The organism is Streptomyces sp. SID3212, assembly GCF_009865405.1.
Lineage (GTDB): Bacteria > Actinomycetota > Actinomycetes > Streptomycetales > Streptomycetaceae > Streptomyces.
On the sequence record NZ_WWJY01000683.1, the window covers coordinates 1 to 13,950 of the forward strand.

Here is a 13,950-nt window from a genome sequence, read left to right on the forward strand (position 1 = left end):
GGAACCGTGGGGGCGACCGGCGGGGTGGGCACGGTCGGCTGCACCGGCTTCGCCGGGCCCGGCGTGGCGGGCTCCGGCGAGTCGTTCTCGCAGTCGTTGCCGAAGACCGGGTTGCCCAGGCCGACGGCGGTGACGCCGAGGCCACAGACGTTCACCGGGATGTCGATCGGGATCTCGACGGTGTTGCCCGAGCCGATGCCGGGCGACCCGGTCGTACCGCCTTCGGCGTGCGAACCGCCGTTCGAGCCGCTGCCGTGCGAGCCCCCGCGCGGCGGGGCGGTGTCCGGGCCGTCGCCGCCGTAGCCGTCGCTGTGCGAGCCGCCGCGCGGCGGTGTGCCGTGGGAGCCGCCCGTACCGTGGCTGTTGCCCTTGCCGCCGTGACCGTTGTCCGACACGTTGGCACACGTGTTGCCGAACGCCGGATTGAGCACACCGATGACGTTCACGGTGTTCCCGCACGCGTTGACCGGGATGTGCACCGGGACCTGGACGTTGTTCCCGGACAGGACGCCCGGGGAATGCGCCGCGGCCCCCCGTGCTCCCGAGTCGGCGTGCGCGTAACCGCCGCCGAGGACGATGACGCCGCCCGCGGCCGCCACGGTGATCAGGCCTTTGCGCGTGACCTGTCTCATAGCTCTGCTCCCTGCCTTCTGCCTACCGGATCGCCCCGGGGCTTCGGTGCCGGGGCGGGGATGCCCAGCGGCCCCGGAGTGCATGGCGCGCACTCCGGGGCCGCCCGGGCTCAGACCCTTACGGGTTGAGGAACGTCAGTCGTTCCACGTCACTTGTTGATGCAGGTGTTGCCGAAGGCGGGGTTCAGCAGCCCGATCACGGAGACCGTGTTGCCGCACGCGTTCACCGGAATGTGGACGGGCACCTGGATGACGTTGCCCGAGGCAACGCCCGGCGAGCCCACAGCGGCGCCCTGGGCACCGGAATCGGCGATGGCCATGCCCGCACCCGCGAGCACCAGACCACCGGTGGCAACCGCAGCGGCGACGATCTTCTTGATCATGTATTCCTCCTTGTTGGCAATGCGGTCCCGACCACGGACCGCACACCAGTAACGAGAAGGAGCCATTCAGGCTACGAGCGTATCGTCGCATTCACTCTTTTCAGTCAAGTGCGCACGTACGGGCGATTCCTGGCGTTATATCAACTGTCGTCTCAGCTGTTGTCGATGAACCGGTCGAGTACGCGCACCCCGAACTGGAGGCCGTCGACCGGCACCCGCTCGTCCACCCCGTGGAACATGCCGGCGAAGTCCAGCTCCGGCGGCAGCTTGAGGGGGGCGAACCCGAAGCCGCGGATGCCGAGGTCGTCGAAGGACTTGGCGTCCGTACCGCCCGAGAGCATGTACGGGACGGCCCGCGCGATCGGGTCCTCGGCGGCGAGCGCGTTCTGCATCGCGTCGACCAGCGCGCCGTCGAAGCTGGTCTCCAGCGCCTTGTCCCGCTTGACGGTCTCCCGCTTCACCCGGGGGCCGAGCAGCCGGTCGACCTCGGAGAGGAACTCCTCCTCGTACCCGGGCAGGAACCGGCCGTCCACGTGCGCCACCGCCTCGCCGGGGATCACGTTCACCTTGTACCCGGCGTTGAGCATGGTGGGGGCGGCGGAGTTGTTGAGGGTGGCGCCGATCATCTTGGCGATGCCGCCGAGGCGGACGAGCGTGGCTTCCATGTCGTCGGGGTCGACCGTGAAGCCGAACGCGTCGGACAGCTCGTCCAGGAAGGACCGTACGGACTTGGTCACCCGCACCGGCCACTTGTGCCGGCCGAGCCGGGCGACGGCCTCGCACAGCTCCGTGACCGCGTTGTCCTTGCTGATCATCGAACCGTGGCCGGCGGTGCCCTCGACGGTCAGGCGCATCCAGTTGATGCCCTTCTCCGCCGTCTCGACCAGGTAGAGCCGCAGATTCTCGTTGACGGTGTACGAGAAGCCGCCGACCTCGCTGATCGCCTCGGTGACCCCCTCGAAGAGGTCCGGGTGCTTGTCGACCAGGAAGCGCGCCCCGTACGTACCGCCCGCCTCCTCGTCGGCGAGGAAGGCCAGCACGATGTCGCGCGGGGGCTTGCGGCCGCTGCGCAGCCGGTCCCGTACGACCGCGAGGGTCATCGCGTCCATGTCCTTCATGTCGACGGCGCCCCGGCCCCAGACACAGCCGTCCGCGACCTCCCCGGAGAACGGGTGGTGCGTCCAGTCGTCGGCGTTGGCGGGGACGACGTCGGTGTGCCCGTGGATGAGCAGGGCGGGCCGGGAGGGGTCCTCGCCCTCGATCCGGGCGACCGTGGAGGCGCGGCCGGGGTGCGACTCGAAGATCTTCGGTTCGAGGCCCACCTCGGCGAGCTTCTCCGCGACGTACTCGGCGGCGGCCCGTTCCCCCGGTCCGGAGTGGTCGCCGTAGTTGCTGGTGTCGATCCGGATGAGGTCACGGCAGAGGTCGACGACCTCGTCCTCGCCCGAAACGGTTGTGCCCGAGCTCGAGTCGCTCACGCTGCTCACTCCCACGGTCGTTGCTGGTGGTCCTCCTGATACTCCCCCCATACTCCCGCGCCGGACCCCCCGCCCCAAGGGCGGATCCCGCCGCCGCACCGGCTGTCATACGCCTGTCACACGGACGCGTCGCAGGGACCGGGCGGTGATCGGGCACCCCCGAATGTTTGCTATGGTTTTCCACGTCGGAACGGCCCTGAGCCGCCCGGCGGACACCCGGTCCGGGTGGCGGAATGGCAGACGCGCTAGCTTGAGGTGCTAGTGCCCTTTATCGGGCGTGGGGGTTCAAGTCCCCCCTCGGACACCAGCGATATTTCACCAGTACCTTGCTCGGCCTCACAGAACTCCCAGCACGGACTCGTCCGGGCCGGGAGTTTTTTGTGGGCCGACCGACGCGGGGACACCGACCTGCTGTCGGCGGGCGATCAGCGGAACACGGCGATCGGGTGTTCCAGGACGGTCTCCCCGGTCGCCGGGTTCCAGCTCGTGATCTTGCCCAGACACCGTGCCTGGAACTGGCCCGACGGTAATTGTTTGTCGGCGCTGCGCAGCCTGTCGGCCCGCAGAACGACGCGCAGGTGCGCGGTGCGTTCGCCGTCGCGGTACACCGCCTTCATGATTTGGGCCTTGTCGTCGCCGGGGAGCGATTCGAACTTGGCCTCTACCATGACGAATTCGCCGATCTCGCTCAGAGTTACACCGTCGGCGTGCCCCTCGTCCCGCTCACGGCGGGCGAGTTCACGGACGAGGGCGCGGTTCGGGGTGACGGTGCCGGAGCGCAGGCGGACGTGGACGATGGCGTCCTCGCGTTCGAACACCGACAGCAGCATGCCGACCACCGAGATCGGTTCGCTCTCCTGGATGTAGGAGACGAACACCTCCTGGCTGCTGTCCCTTTTCGCGGTGAACCAGGACACGACGGGCAGACTCGCCCAGAGGCCCACGCTGCGGCTGCGCCGCTCTTCGACCGCCTTCTCCAGCGCCGCTGTGTGGTTGCCGAACTTGTAGTGGTCTTCGACGGCTTCGTCATCGAGATACAGCGGGCTGTAGCTGGCACGCCCGAGGCGCCGGCGCCGGCGCGCCGACAGCCGGCGCACGGCCAGCACGGCGAGCGTCACGAGGCCGACGGCGGCCGCCAGCCACCAGGCCATCCATCCCCACCACGCACCCCACCACTGGGCCTCAGTGACAGCCACGGATCTCCTTGAAGGCAGCGGGCAGGAACCGGACCTTGAGGACGTACGCTTCCAGAGTTTCCAGGGCCGCGGGGTGGACAATCCTGAGGGGCCGCCCCAGGCGGCCGGACGCGTTCAGCGCGAGCAGTTCCGGCTCATGCACGATCGACCGGCCGGTGACCGAGGTGTCATCCGCGTCGTCGCTCGGACGGTGGTCGGCCTCCGGACGGATCCCGAGGTGGTGGTTCCCGGTCACGGCGCCTCCGGACCGGTCGCCTGCGGCACGGGGGCGCAGTCGCCGACGAGTTCGACCATCCGCTCGAACAGCGGGAGCTGGGGAAGGACCGCCTTGGTGTCGTCCTCCGACAGCGCCGGCACCGGGATGTGGTGCTCCGACAGGAAACGGGTGAGGGCTTCGCCGGCGGAGTTGCTGGCGGAGTTGTCATCGGCGCCTATCCGGAAGCCGAGTTCCATCGCGCGTCGTTGCAGTGCGGGATCGTCGGTGACGAGCCGGCCGAGGCGGTCGCCCTCCGAGGTGAGGGCGATGAGCTGTGGTTCGGTGACGAACCGCGTCGAGGGATAGAGCAGGACCCGTTCGTTGTCGACGCGGGCCGTCCGCGCCTCGGCCCGTATCTGGTGGGCGAGGAACTGGTGCTCGTAGATGACCGAGATCGGGGACGTGCTCTTGCCTTCGGGGGACACGTACGTCTTGTTCTTGTCCGAGGCCGGCATCCCCTGGCCGTTGAGGAGTTCTTTGATGTCCCGGCCGAAGGCGTCGGCCTCGGCGGCCGTGCGGGGGATCCCGCCCCCGCCCCTGTCCCCGCCCCCGTGCGGGCCCACGGTGTGATCCACGTAGGAGACAAGTCCGAGGTAGGTGCCCGCGGAGTTGGACTCGCAGATGTGGGAGGTCTGGGCCAGGACCCTGTTGTCGTTGTGTGTGCCGCCGTGCTTCCGGAGTCCGAGGTCGTTCCAGCGCGTGCCCGCTCGCGTCGCGCCGAGGAACTTCTCCATGTCCAGGCGGTAGTAGAGCGGTTCGGCCCCGGCAGGGGCGCCTGGCAGTGGCTCTGCGATCGCGTGGTCGGCGAGCGTCTGCGCGTACTCGCGGTAGGTGGCGAGGACGATCGGGCTGACGAAGGGACGGTACGCCGTCACCGGGCGGCCCTCGGTGGCACGCTTACGGGTGATCTGGTCGGAGGCGGGCTGCCCGGAAGGGAACACGACGTCGTACCCTTCGTAGCTCTGAGCAGCGATCTCCCGCGAGCCCATGCGGGTGATCCGTACCCGGATGCCGTGCCGGACGAGCAGGCGCTGGACCTCGGGGTCCCCGAAGTAGTCCGCCTTGGAGGCCATCTTGGCCTCGATCGTCACGATGCGCTGGAACGGCAGAGCCGCATGGCCGTTGATCAGGACAACAAGGGTGCAGACGGACGTGAGCAGGGCGATCCCCCGCGGCAGCAGGCGGCGTACCCGGCCGCGACGCGCCGGGGCGGGGCCGCCGACCCGTAAGACGGGTTCGTCGGTGTGAGGGGTCCGGTCTGTCTCGACTCTGTGGGTGGCCACGAGGCCTCCTGGAGGAAACGGGCACCCAGTATCTCTCTTTCGGAAGACTCGGGAATGTCTTTTCGAACAACAGGACGTAGCGGAATGAAGAATTCCCGGGGACGGACAACAACACGCCCCCGGGGAGCGAATTGGCGTCAACCGGATCGCGTGGCGTGACGGCAGAGCCATCACGACCATACCGCTGTCGGGCGAGACGAAAGGCCGGGCAACCGACGAGCCACTTTTGTGTGCGGAACGCACCGGACGCGGGTGGAGCCGACGCCCTGTGGAAGCGCCGAGGCCCTTGCGCCGGGCACCCGTTCGGTCGCGTGTCGGAGAGGGCGTGCAGAATGCGTCCATGATCGACAATTACCGGCCCGGTGATGTGCTGGTGCTGGAATGCCCGTTCACCGAGACCACGGTCACCGAGGTCTTCGGCCGGCACGTCTCCGTGCGGTGGCCGTGGCTGGAGGTGGATCCGCCTGCCGAGAACATGAGGTGGAACGGCGGGCGTCACCGGCATGCTGCCGCGGCCCGCGTGCTACCTCGACCTCCTGCGGCAGGGTGACACCCATGACCCCGAGCCGGAGGACCAGGAGTACGCGCTCGATCCGGCCGGCGGTGAACCGGTCCGTATCGAGCTGCTGTTCCGCCCGTACGCGTTCCTCGAACCGGGCGACGAGGTCTCCGACCGGAACGGACGCAGCTGGCGGTTCGACACGGCCTGGGACTGGCACCCCTTCGACGGTGAGCAATCGGGAACCCCGGCCTGGCCGTTGACGCTGCTCTCCCTCGACGGTGAGCCAACGCCTGAGGAAGCGGCGGCGGTTGCCCGGGCGACGGCGGTCGGCGGCCACGCGGAGGAACGTGACCGGTGGGCCGGACTTGCTCTCGCGCGGCCGACCGCTCGTCCGCGGTGACCTCAGGGGGATCGACGAGGTCGCTGTCGTCCGGGCGGACTTGGCGAATGAGTACGGGGACTCAGGCGCGCCGCGGGCTCGTCGGTGACGATGAGGATCGTCTCGATGAACAGGAGAAACGCATGCTCAGCCGACTCGCCAGTCGCGTGGTCCCCGCCTTCGGGCAGTTGACGGTCACCGCCGACGAGGGGGCCGGGTGCCTCCCCGTCGGCATCGTCGTCGCCAACCACAGCTCACTCGCGGATCCGGCGATCGTCCTGGCCGCGCTGCAACGCCTCGGAACCCGGCCCGTGGTGATGGCGGCCGCCGGCCTCTGGCGCGTACCCCTGCTCGGTCAGGTCCTGGCCCGGGAGGGTCATATCCCCGTCCACCGCGGCGATCCCCGTGCGTCCCGGGCGCTCGACCTCGCCGCAGAGGCACTGGAACAGGGCCGGCACATCCTCATCTACGCCGAGGGCGGGCTCCCCGACCGCCGGGACGCGGCCGACGCCGCACCGGGTACGTTCCGCTCCGGGCTCGCCCGGCTCGCGCGGCGCACCGGCGCGCCCGTCATCCCGGTCGGGCAGGCCGGTGCGCGACGTGTCGTCTCCGGCTCGGCCGTCAAGCAGGTCGCGGGGCTGGCCACCGCGCCGCTGCGGCGCCCCCGTCTTCACGTCCACGTCGGGTCTCCGCTCCTGCTCGACGGCGACGGGGCATTGGTCACCACCCGGGCCCACTTCGCCGTCACCGCGGCCTGGAAGACCGCGGCCACGCATCTGGGAGAACCTGCGGCACTGGCTGCCTGAACCGCGAACGGCATTCCGTCGCAGGGGCCTTGGGGTTGCCCTGCGCGAGCCTCGGCGCCTCCGAGGCCGTCCTCCTGGCCCTCGCGGTCCTGGCCGTCCGCAACCGCGTGAAACGCTGACCTTGACAATCCTGATGTGCCGTCGGACGCGGGCGAGCGGGCCCGGAGAGGATTGCCTCTCTCCGGGCCCGCCGCCTTCGTGGTGCTGTGCTGTGTGGTGTGTCGTGCCGGTTACTGGTTCGCGCGGCCCCAGGCGCGGGCTGTGGTGGTGCCGCCTGTGATCACGAACTGGGAGCCCGGTTGGGTGACGATGTTGCCGTCGGCCGAGTTGGTGATGGTGACGTTCGTGAGGGTCGCGCTGCCCCGGGCGCCGCTCATGGCGAGGATGCCGGCGCCGTTGTTGGATTTGTCGATCTTGACGTTGTTGATCACGACGCCGGGCACGTTGCCGCCGCCGGTCTTGAACTGGATGCCGTCGAAGGTGGAGTCGTAGATGTCGGTGTCACGGATCGTGACGCCGGGGATGTCCCTGCTCTGGGCGAAGAGCGTGATGGCGCCGAACTCCTGGTCCTCGTTCCAGAAGGCTCCGCCGGTGCGGTACAGGCCGTTGTTGGCGATCAGGGTCTGGCCGGTGAAGGGCAGCGGGTCGTGGTCGGTCGCCAGCATGATGCCCGGGTAGTTGGCGGTGTCGTACACGAGGTTGTTCTCGATCTTGTTGCCGTAGCCGCCGTAGACCGCGATGCCCGTGGCCCGCCAGGGCAGTTGGATCGTGTTGTTGATGAACTGGTTGTCGTGCGCGACGTCGACCGAGGTGTCCTTGACGTACCGGTTGGCCCAGACCGCCAGGGAGTCGTCGCCCGTGGTGCGGAACGAGGAGTTGAACACCTTGGAGTTCCGCGTGCCGTTGGTGAAGTTGATCCCGTCGGCGTAGGTGTCGCGGATGCGCATGCCGGTGAGCTCCAGCCCGTCGGCGGGGCCCCACAGGTCCGGGATGTTGTCGTAGTCACGGCCGACCCAGACACCGACGTTGGCGTGCTCGATCCAGACGTTGGCGATCTTGGTGTTCTTGCCGAAGCGGCCGTTCAGGGCGACTCCGCCCTCGGCGCCGCCGGGGCCACCGCGGATCCGGCCCGAGCCGAAGATCGCGATGTCGGAGATCTGGGTGTTGTTGTCGATGTCGAAGCCGAAGTTGCCCTCGTGCGGGTGGTTGATGCTGCCCACCGCGAGGTGCGGTTCGGTCAGCGTGTAGAGCTGGGAGTGCCACATGCCGGCGCCGCGGATGGTGACGTTGCTGATGCCGACCTGGTTGTACTGGCCGCGGTTCAGCGGGTCGTCGGTCAGGATCTTCTTCTCCTGGCGCCACTGCCCCACCGGGATCCACACGCAGTCGATGACGTCGGTCTGGTTGTCCGTCACCGCCCGCTGGATGGCGGCCGTGTCGTCGATGCCGTCGTCGGGCACCGCGCCGTACGCCGTGATCGAGGTGCACTCCGCCGGCTTGCTCGTCGGCGGGGCGACCTGCTCCAGGTCGATCAGGTCGATGATGTAGAAGGACGCGGTGTCGCTCGCGTCCCGCTGGAGCTTGAACTTGGTACCCGCCGGATACGTCGTCGACAGGAGCGCGTTCGACTCGTCGAAGAGCCGCCGGGCGTCGGCCTGCGGGGTGTTGGTCAGAGCCTCGGGGCCGTCCGTGTCCCCGTACAGCCAGCTGTGCTTCGAGGAGAAGGTGAGCTTCCTGACGAAGGTGTCGTTGACGTAGAGGCCGATGGTGGCCTCGATGCCGCCGCCGTTCGCCGCGTCGGGGATCGAGTTGCGGACCACGATCGAGTTGGTCGGCACGGTGGAGGTGAACTCCACGAACTGACCGGTGCTGTTGAGCCGTACCGACTTGCGGCCCGAGGACTCGGTGGCGAAGTTCGTGTGCCCGAAGGTGCGTTCGGCGTCGGTCTCCAGCAACGTGCCCTGGTATCGGCCGGCTTCGGCCTCGTACTCGGTGTACGGGACCGCCGCGCCGCGCCCGACCACGATGGACCGGGAGAACGCGTTGTTGGTCTCGTTGGTCTCCGTGACGACGTTGGTGGCGTCGGCGGTGGCCACGAGGGTCGCGCCGCCGCTGGTGGCGGTCCAGCTGCCGTTGACGCTCACGTTGGCGGTGGCGCCGGCGGCGATCGAGGGGGTGTTGGTGTTGAGCGTCGTGCCGCCGACCGCGAGGCGGGTGACCGTGGTGGCGCCCGACGCGGTGGTGCCGCGGTTCTTCACCGCCACGGTGAACTGCACCGGTGCTCCGACGGCCGGGTTGGCCGGGGTGGAGTCGATGCTGAGCACCTGGAGGTCGGGGCCCGGGGCCTGGCCGACGACCAGCTGCGCCGTCGCGGCGAAGCTGTTGTTGTTGTTGTCCTGCTCGACGACCGTGTCGGTCGGGTCCACCACGGCGGTCACCCGGTAACTGCCCTCGGAGCGCTTGCCGACGGCGACGGGCACGGTGGCCGAGGCGCCCACGGCGAGCGCGCCGACCGGGGCGCTGCCCGCGACGGCGCCGCCGACGCTGACGTTGACGGTGGTCGCCGGGGAGGCGGCGGTACCCACATTGCGTACGGTCGCGTTGACCGTGGTCGTGTCGGTCTCCACCGGTGCGGCGGGGGTCCACGTCAGCGCGGTGACGGTCAGGTCCGGGTTGGGCGCCGGGACTCCGATGACCTGGATCTCGGCGACCTGGCCGCCGCCCGCCCCGGTGTTGCCGAAGATCTGGAGCTGGAGGTCGGAGACGCGGCCGGTGACCGGGATCGTCACCGAGTTCTGGTTGGTCGCCGGGTTGAAGGCGTAGTCGGCCCGCGCCTTGAGCGACGTGAAGCCGGCGGCGGTGTAGGCGCGTCCGAGGACCTGGATGCTCTGGGTCCTCGGCCCCCACGCGGAGTCGGGGTTGAGCTTGACCACGACGGAGCTGAGGTCGGCGTCGGCGCCGAGCTTCACGGTGAGGTTCGACGGCTGCCCGTTGGACTCCCAGTACGTGGCGAGGTTGTTGTCGTTGGCGTTGGCCGCGACGAACGAGAAGACCGACGAGTTCGCCTCGACGGCCTTGCCGCGGGCGAGGTTGGTGCCCGTGCCCGGGTCGGGATCGGGGCCGGGACCCGGGTCGGTGGCCGCCGGGCCGTACACCGCCAGCTCGGAGACCTGGGCGGCGGGCCAGCCGGTGTTCCCGGTGATGTTCACCCGGACGTACCGGACGCTCGTCGAGGTGAAGTCGATGGTGACGGTGTTGCCCGAGGCCGGGGAGAACGCACGGGCCGCCGAGGCGGAGAGGGTGCTGAAGGTCGTCCCGTTCGTGCTGCCCTGTACGGCGACGGCCTGGGTGCGCGCTTCCCACGTCGTCGGCAGTCTGAGGACCACCTGGTCGACGGCGACGGCGCTGCCGAGGTCGGCCTGGACCCAGCCCGGGAAGCCGTTGTTCGGCCCTTCCCAGTACGTCTGCTGATTGCCGTCGGTGACGTTGGCGGCGGGGTGGCTGCCCTCGGACCCGCTCGCCGAGGCGGTCCGGCCGGCGGCGACGTTGGGGCGGTCGGCCGCGGTGGCGGTGGTGGCGCCGGAGAGAGGTATGAGCCCGAAGGCGATCAGGCCGGCCATGACGAGGCCGGTGATCCACCGTCTGCTGAGCTGCGTTCGTTTCATGGGTCCTCTGTCTGTCGGAACGAGAGAGTGGGGGGCCGCGGGAGGGGGGCCTGCGGGTCGGACTCTTGCCACGAAGTTGCGAGGAGCTTCTGAAAAAATTGAGCCAGTTGCACAGTTTTTTGCGAGTCACAGGTTCCAATCGTGTCACCAGTTTGTCAACGGTTTACACACGACGATCAATTGGGCAGCAGGACACGCGGCCCGGCGGAGCGAGGTCTCAGCGCACGCGGGACTTGGGCGGCGCGGTGCCCGACGCCAGAGGTGAGCGGGCCAGTTCGACACAGCCCGCGGTGATCAGGGCGACGCCGATCAGCTCCGGGATCAGCCACCAGCCGGTACGCACGTTCTCGCCGAACAGCGTGACCCCGTACGTGATGCTGATCAGCGCGTCCCCGAGGGTCAGCATCGGCTGGGACGCCACCAGGGACCCCGCCTGGAGCGCGTTCTGGAGGAGGAAGAGCGAGCCGATCCCGGCCGCGGCGGTCGCGTACAACTGCCAGGCGGAGAGCAGCGCGACCACGCCAGAGCCGTCCTCGATCCGGGACACGGCGTCCTTCAGCAGCGCGGCGGTCAGCGCGTAGCCGACGGCGGCGGCGAGTCCGAAGAGCGCGGCGCGTGCGTTGCCCCGGACCCGCTGCGCGGCGCCGATCAGGACCATCTCGAAGGCCAGGGTAATGGTCAGCGCCGGGATCCAGGAGAGGCCGTCCACGGTCTCGCTGCCGCCGCCCGGCGACGCCGAGCCCAGGCCGAGGGCGAGGCCGACAGTGACCGCGGCGACCCCCAGCCAGGCGGTGCCCGGGAGCCGGGACCGGAAGACGTAACTCGCGATCAGCAGCGTCACGGGCAGCTCGATGACGAAGATCGGCTGGACCACGGCGATGGCGCCGGTGGCGAGCGCGATCGCCTGGCAGACGGCGGCCACGATGACCAGGCCGATGCCCGCCAGCCAGACCCGCTGCCGGAGCAGATGCCTGATCAGCGAGAGGTGCAGGGCGTCCGAGTCGGGCACCGTGGACGCGGCGCGCCGCTGGAGCACCGAGGCGGAGCCGTTGCTGATCGCGGTCAGGACGGCGAACAGGACACTGATCACCCGTCCATCATGCGGGCGGCCGGCGCGGGATCCGCTCTCATCCCCGCCGGGGGCGCGAGGCGTGGGCCGAACGGGCTACCCCGCAGGTCGGTAGGGTGGGGAGCCCCGTGCCACCGGCGCCGCCCGGCGCCGTGAAGGAACCGCCCGGGCCGCGAAAGGGGTGGGATCCGTGGGACACCGGCATCGCACCCCTCCGTCCTCCCCCCTGCCGCAGCGCGAAGGGGTCGACGCGGTGCGGCTGAGGCTGCCCGCCGATCCCGGCGGGGCGTGGGAGACGGTACGGGACCACCTCGTGGCGCGCTTCGGAGCGGCCGTCGGTACGGAGCGGGTCGACGCGATGTTCCGCGAGGGGCGTTTTGTCGGCGTGGACGGGCCGGTCGGCGCGTCGGAGCCGTACACCGCCGGGCGGTATCTCTGGTTCCACCGCGACTTCGCGCCCGAGCAGCGGGTGCCGTTCGAGGTGGGGATCGTCCACCGGGACGAGCGGATCGTCGTCGCGGACAAGCCGCACTTCCTGGCCACCACCCCGCGCGGGTCGCACATCACCGAGACCGTGCCGGCCCGGCTGCGCCGCGCGTGGGGGCTGCCGGAGCTCCAGCCCGCGCACCGCCTGGACCGGCTCACGGCCGGGCTGGTGCTGTGTGTCGTACGGGCCGGGGACCGCGGCGCGTACCAGACGCTGTTCCGGGACCGGGCGGTCCGCAAGGAGTACGAGGCGGTCGCGCCGTACGACCCGGCGGTGGCGCTTCCGCTCACCGTACGGAGCCGGATCGAGAAGGAGCGCGGGGAGCAGGCGGCCCGGGAGGTCCCCGGGGAGCCCAACAGCGAGAGCCGGGTCGAACTGCTGGAGCACCGGGGCGGGTTCGGCCGGTACCGGCTGCTGCCGGCCACCGGCCGCACCCATCAGCTGCGGGTCCACATGAACAGCCTCGGGCTGCCGCTCCTGCACGACCCGCTCTACCCGGTCGTACGGGACCCCGGGCCCGACGACTACGCGCGTCCGCTCCAACTCCTCGCCAAGGTACTGGAGTTCACCGATCCGCTGACCGGTGAGCCGTTCCGCTTCACGAGCGGGTCGCGCCTGCTGCCGCCCGCTCAGTGGCCGCGCTGAATCCACTCCTCCAGGTGCGGGGCCTCGGCGCCGATCGTGGTCGGGTCGCCGTGGCCGGTGCGGACCACCGTCTCCGGGGGCAGCGCGAGCAGCCGGTCGCGGATCGAGTCGATGATCGTCGGGAAGTGCGAGAACGACCGGCCGGTGGCGCCGGGGCCGCCCTGGAAGAGCGTGTCGCCGGTGAAGACCGTCGACAGCGCGGGGGCGTACAGGCAGACCGCGCCCGGCGCGTGGCCGGGGGTGTGGAGCACGGTCAGGGTGATCCCGCCGACGGCGAGCGTGCCGCCGTCGGTCAGTTCGCCGTCGGGGGCCCGGTCCGGGTGGGTCTGCTTCCACAGCGGCAGGTCGTCGGGGTGGAGCAGGATCGGCGCGCCGGTCGCGGCGGCGAGGGCCGGGGCCGCGTCGATGTGGTCGTTGTGGGCGTGGGTGCAGACGACGGCGCGCAGCGTACGGCCGTCGAGGGCGGCCTCGATGGCGGCGGCGTCGTGCGCGGCGTCGATGACGATCGCCTCGGAGTCGTCGCCGACGATCCAGACGTTGTTGTCGACGTCCCAGGTGCCGCCGTCGAGGGAGAAGGTCCCCGAGGTGACGAGGTGGTCGACGCGGGGTGCGGAGGCGGCGGAGCCGGTCATCAGAACACCACCACCGAACGCAGCACGTCGCCCTCGTGCATCCGGACGAACGCCTTCTCCACGTCGCCGAGTTCGATGGTCTCGCTGACGAACGCGGCGAGGTCGATCCGGCCCTGCTGGTGGAGGTCGATGAGCATCGGGAAGTCCCTGGAGGGCAGACAGTCCCCGTACCAGGACGACTTGAGCGAGCCGCCGCGGCCGAAGACGTCCAGCAGGGGCAGTTCGAGCTTCATCTCGGGCGTGGGGACGCCGACCAGGACGACGGTCCCGGCCAGGTCCCGTGCGTAGAAGGCCTGTTCGTACGTCTCCGGGCGGCCGACGGCCTCGATGACGACGTCCGCGCCGAAGCCGCCGGTGAGTTCGCGGATGGCCTCGACCGGGTCGGTGGAGCGGGAGTTGACGGTGTGGGTGGCGCCCATCGTCCTCGCCGTCTCCAGCTTGCGGTCGTCGATGTCGACGGCGATGATCCGGGCGGCGCCGGCGAGCCGGGCGCCGACGACGGCGGCGTCGCCGACCCCGCCGCAGCCGATGACGGCC

General features: G+C 70.2%; 14 protein-coding genes and 1 tRNA gene. 5 read left to right on the forward strand and 10 right to left on the reverse strand.

Annotated features, from left to right (window positions below):
* The 3 genes from GT042_RS20635 to GT042_RS20645 form a co-directional block, all read right to left on the reverse strand.
* The coding region (locus GT042_RS20635) for a chaplin (protein WP_161310208.1) at positions 1-632 on the reverse strand (632 nt) is incomplete at its 3' end.
* Positions 633-781: 149 nt separating this feature from the next.
* Positions 782-1,015 carry a chaplin ChpH gene (gene chpH / locus GT042_RS20640; RefSeq protein WP_161310209.1) on the reverse strand — a complete coding sequence of 78 codons (234 nt, stop codon included), beginning with the start codon at positions 1,013-1,015 and terminating at the stop codon, positions 782-784.
* A 152-nt stretch (positions 1,016-1,167) separates the two neighbouring features.
* Positions 1,168-2,493, reverse strand: a complete 1,326-nt coding sequence (locus GT042_RS20645; RefSeq protein ID WP_161310210.1) for a M20/M25/M40 family metallo-hydrolase — start codon at positions 2,491-2,493, stop codon at positions 1,168-1,170.
* 219 nt (positions 2,494-2,712) lie between these two features.
* Here GT042_RS20645 and GT042_RS20650 point away from each other — a divergent pair.
* Positions 2,713-2,800 (forward strand) — tRNA-Leu (locus GT042_RS20650).
* Between the two features lie 118 nt (positions 2,801-2,918).
* Here GT042_RS20650 and GT042_RS20655 read toward each other — a convergent pair.
* The 3 genes from GT042_RS20655 to GT042_RS20665 are packed head-to-tail and all read right to left on the reverse strand — an operon-like array spanning position 2,919 to position 5,228.
* Positions 2,919-3,644 carry a hypothetical protein gene (locus GT042_RS20655; protein ID WP_161310211.1) on the reverse strand — a complete coding sequence of 242 codons (726 nt, stop codon included), beginning with the start codon at positions 3,642-3,644 and terminating at the stop codon, positions 2,919-2,921.
* A gap of 31 nt (positions 3,645-3,675) precedes the next feature.
* Positions 3,676-3,924, reverse strand: a complete 249-nt coding sequence (locus GT042_RS20660) for a hypothetical protein (RefSeq protein WP_161310212.1) — start codon at positions 3,922-3,924, stop codon at positions 3,676-3,678.
* Positions 3,921-5,228: a hypothetical protein gene (locus GT042_RS20665; RefSeq protein ID WP_345943850.1), complete on the reverse strand. Its 1,308-nt coding sequence runs from the start codon at positions 5,226-5,228 to the stop codon at positions 3,921-3,923. The genes GT042_RS20660 and GT042_RS20665 overlap by 4 nt, the downstream gene beginning before the upstream one ends.
* A 340-nt stretch (positions 5,229-5,568) precedes the next feature.
* Here GT042_RS20665 and GT042_RS39250 point away from each other — a divergent pair, with 340 nt between their 5' ends.
* From GT042_RS39250 to GT042_RS20675, 3 genes are all read left to right on the forward strand, one after another.
* Entirely contained in the window at positions 5,569-5,778 is a 210-nt protein-coding gene (locus GT042_RS39250; RefSeq protein WP_237531003.1) for a hypothetical protein, read from the forward strand.
* Entirely contained in the window at positions 5,732-6,130 is a 399-nt protein-coding gene (locus GT042_RS20670; RefSeq protein ID WP_237531005.1) for a hypothetical protein, read from the forward strand. Before GT042_RS39250 ends, GT042_RS20670 begins: the two co-directional genes overlap by 47 nt.
* Before the next feature lie 122 nt (positions 6,131-6,252).
* Positions 6,253-6,915, forward strand: coding sequence for a lysophospholipid acyltransferase family protein (locus GT042_RS20675; protein ID WP_161310213.1), 663 nt, complete (start codon positions 6,253-6,255; stop codon positions 6,913-6,915).
* Between the two features lie 230 nt (positions 6,916-7,145).
* Here GT042_RS20675 and GT042_RS20680 read toward each other — a convergent pair whose 3' ends face one another.
* Both GT042_RS20680 and GT042_RS20685 read right to left on the reverse strand, forming a co-directional pair.
* Complete coding sequence (locus GT042_RS20680; protein ID WP_161310214.1) at positions 7,146-10,580, reverse strand: CARDB domain-containing protein; 3,435 nt, start codon at positions 10,578-10,580, stop codon at positions 7,146-7,148.
* Positions 10,581-10,797: 217 nt separating this feature from the next.
* A complete protein-coding gene (locus GT042_RS20685) occupies positions 10,798-11,670 on the reverse strand; it encodes a DMT family transporter (protein ID WP_161310215.1) in 873 nt (290 codons plus the stop codon).
* Between the two features lie 169 nt (positions 11,671-11,839).
* Here GT042_RS20685 and GT042_RS20690 point away from each other — a divergent pair, with 169 nt between their 5' ends.
* The gene (locus GT042_RS20690) at positions 11,840-12,781 is read left to right on the forward strand and encodes a pseudouridine synthase (RefSeq protein WP_161310216.1); all 942 of its coding nucleotides are present in this window, start codon (positions 11,840-11,842) and stop codon (positions 12,779-12,781) included.
* Here GT042_RS20690 and GT042_RS20695 read toward each other — a convergent pair.
* The gene (locus GT042_RS20695; RefSeq protein ID WP_161310217.1) at positions 12,766-13,413 is read right to left on the reverse strand and encodes an MBL fold metallo-hydrolase; all 648 of its coding nucleotides are present in this window, start codon (positions 13,411-13,413) and stop codon (positions 12,766-12,768) included. The genes GT042_RS20690 and GT042_RS20695 overlap by 16 nt on opposite strands.
* Positions 13,413-13,950 (reverse strand): zinc-binding dehydrogenase (locus tag GT042_RS20700; protein WP_161310218.1); only part of this gene is annotated, 538 nt, incomplete at its 5' end. The genes GT042_RS20695 and GT042_RS20700, both read right to left, overlap by 1 nt.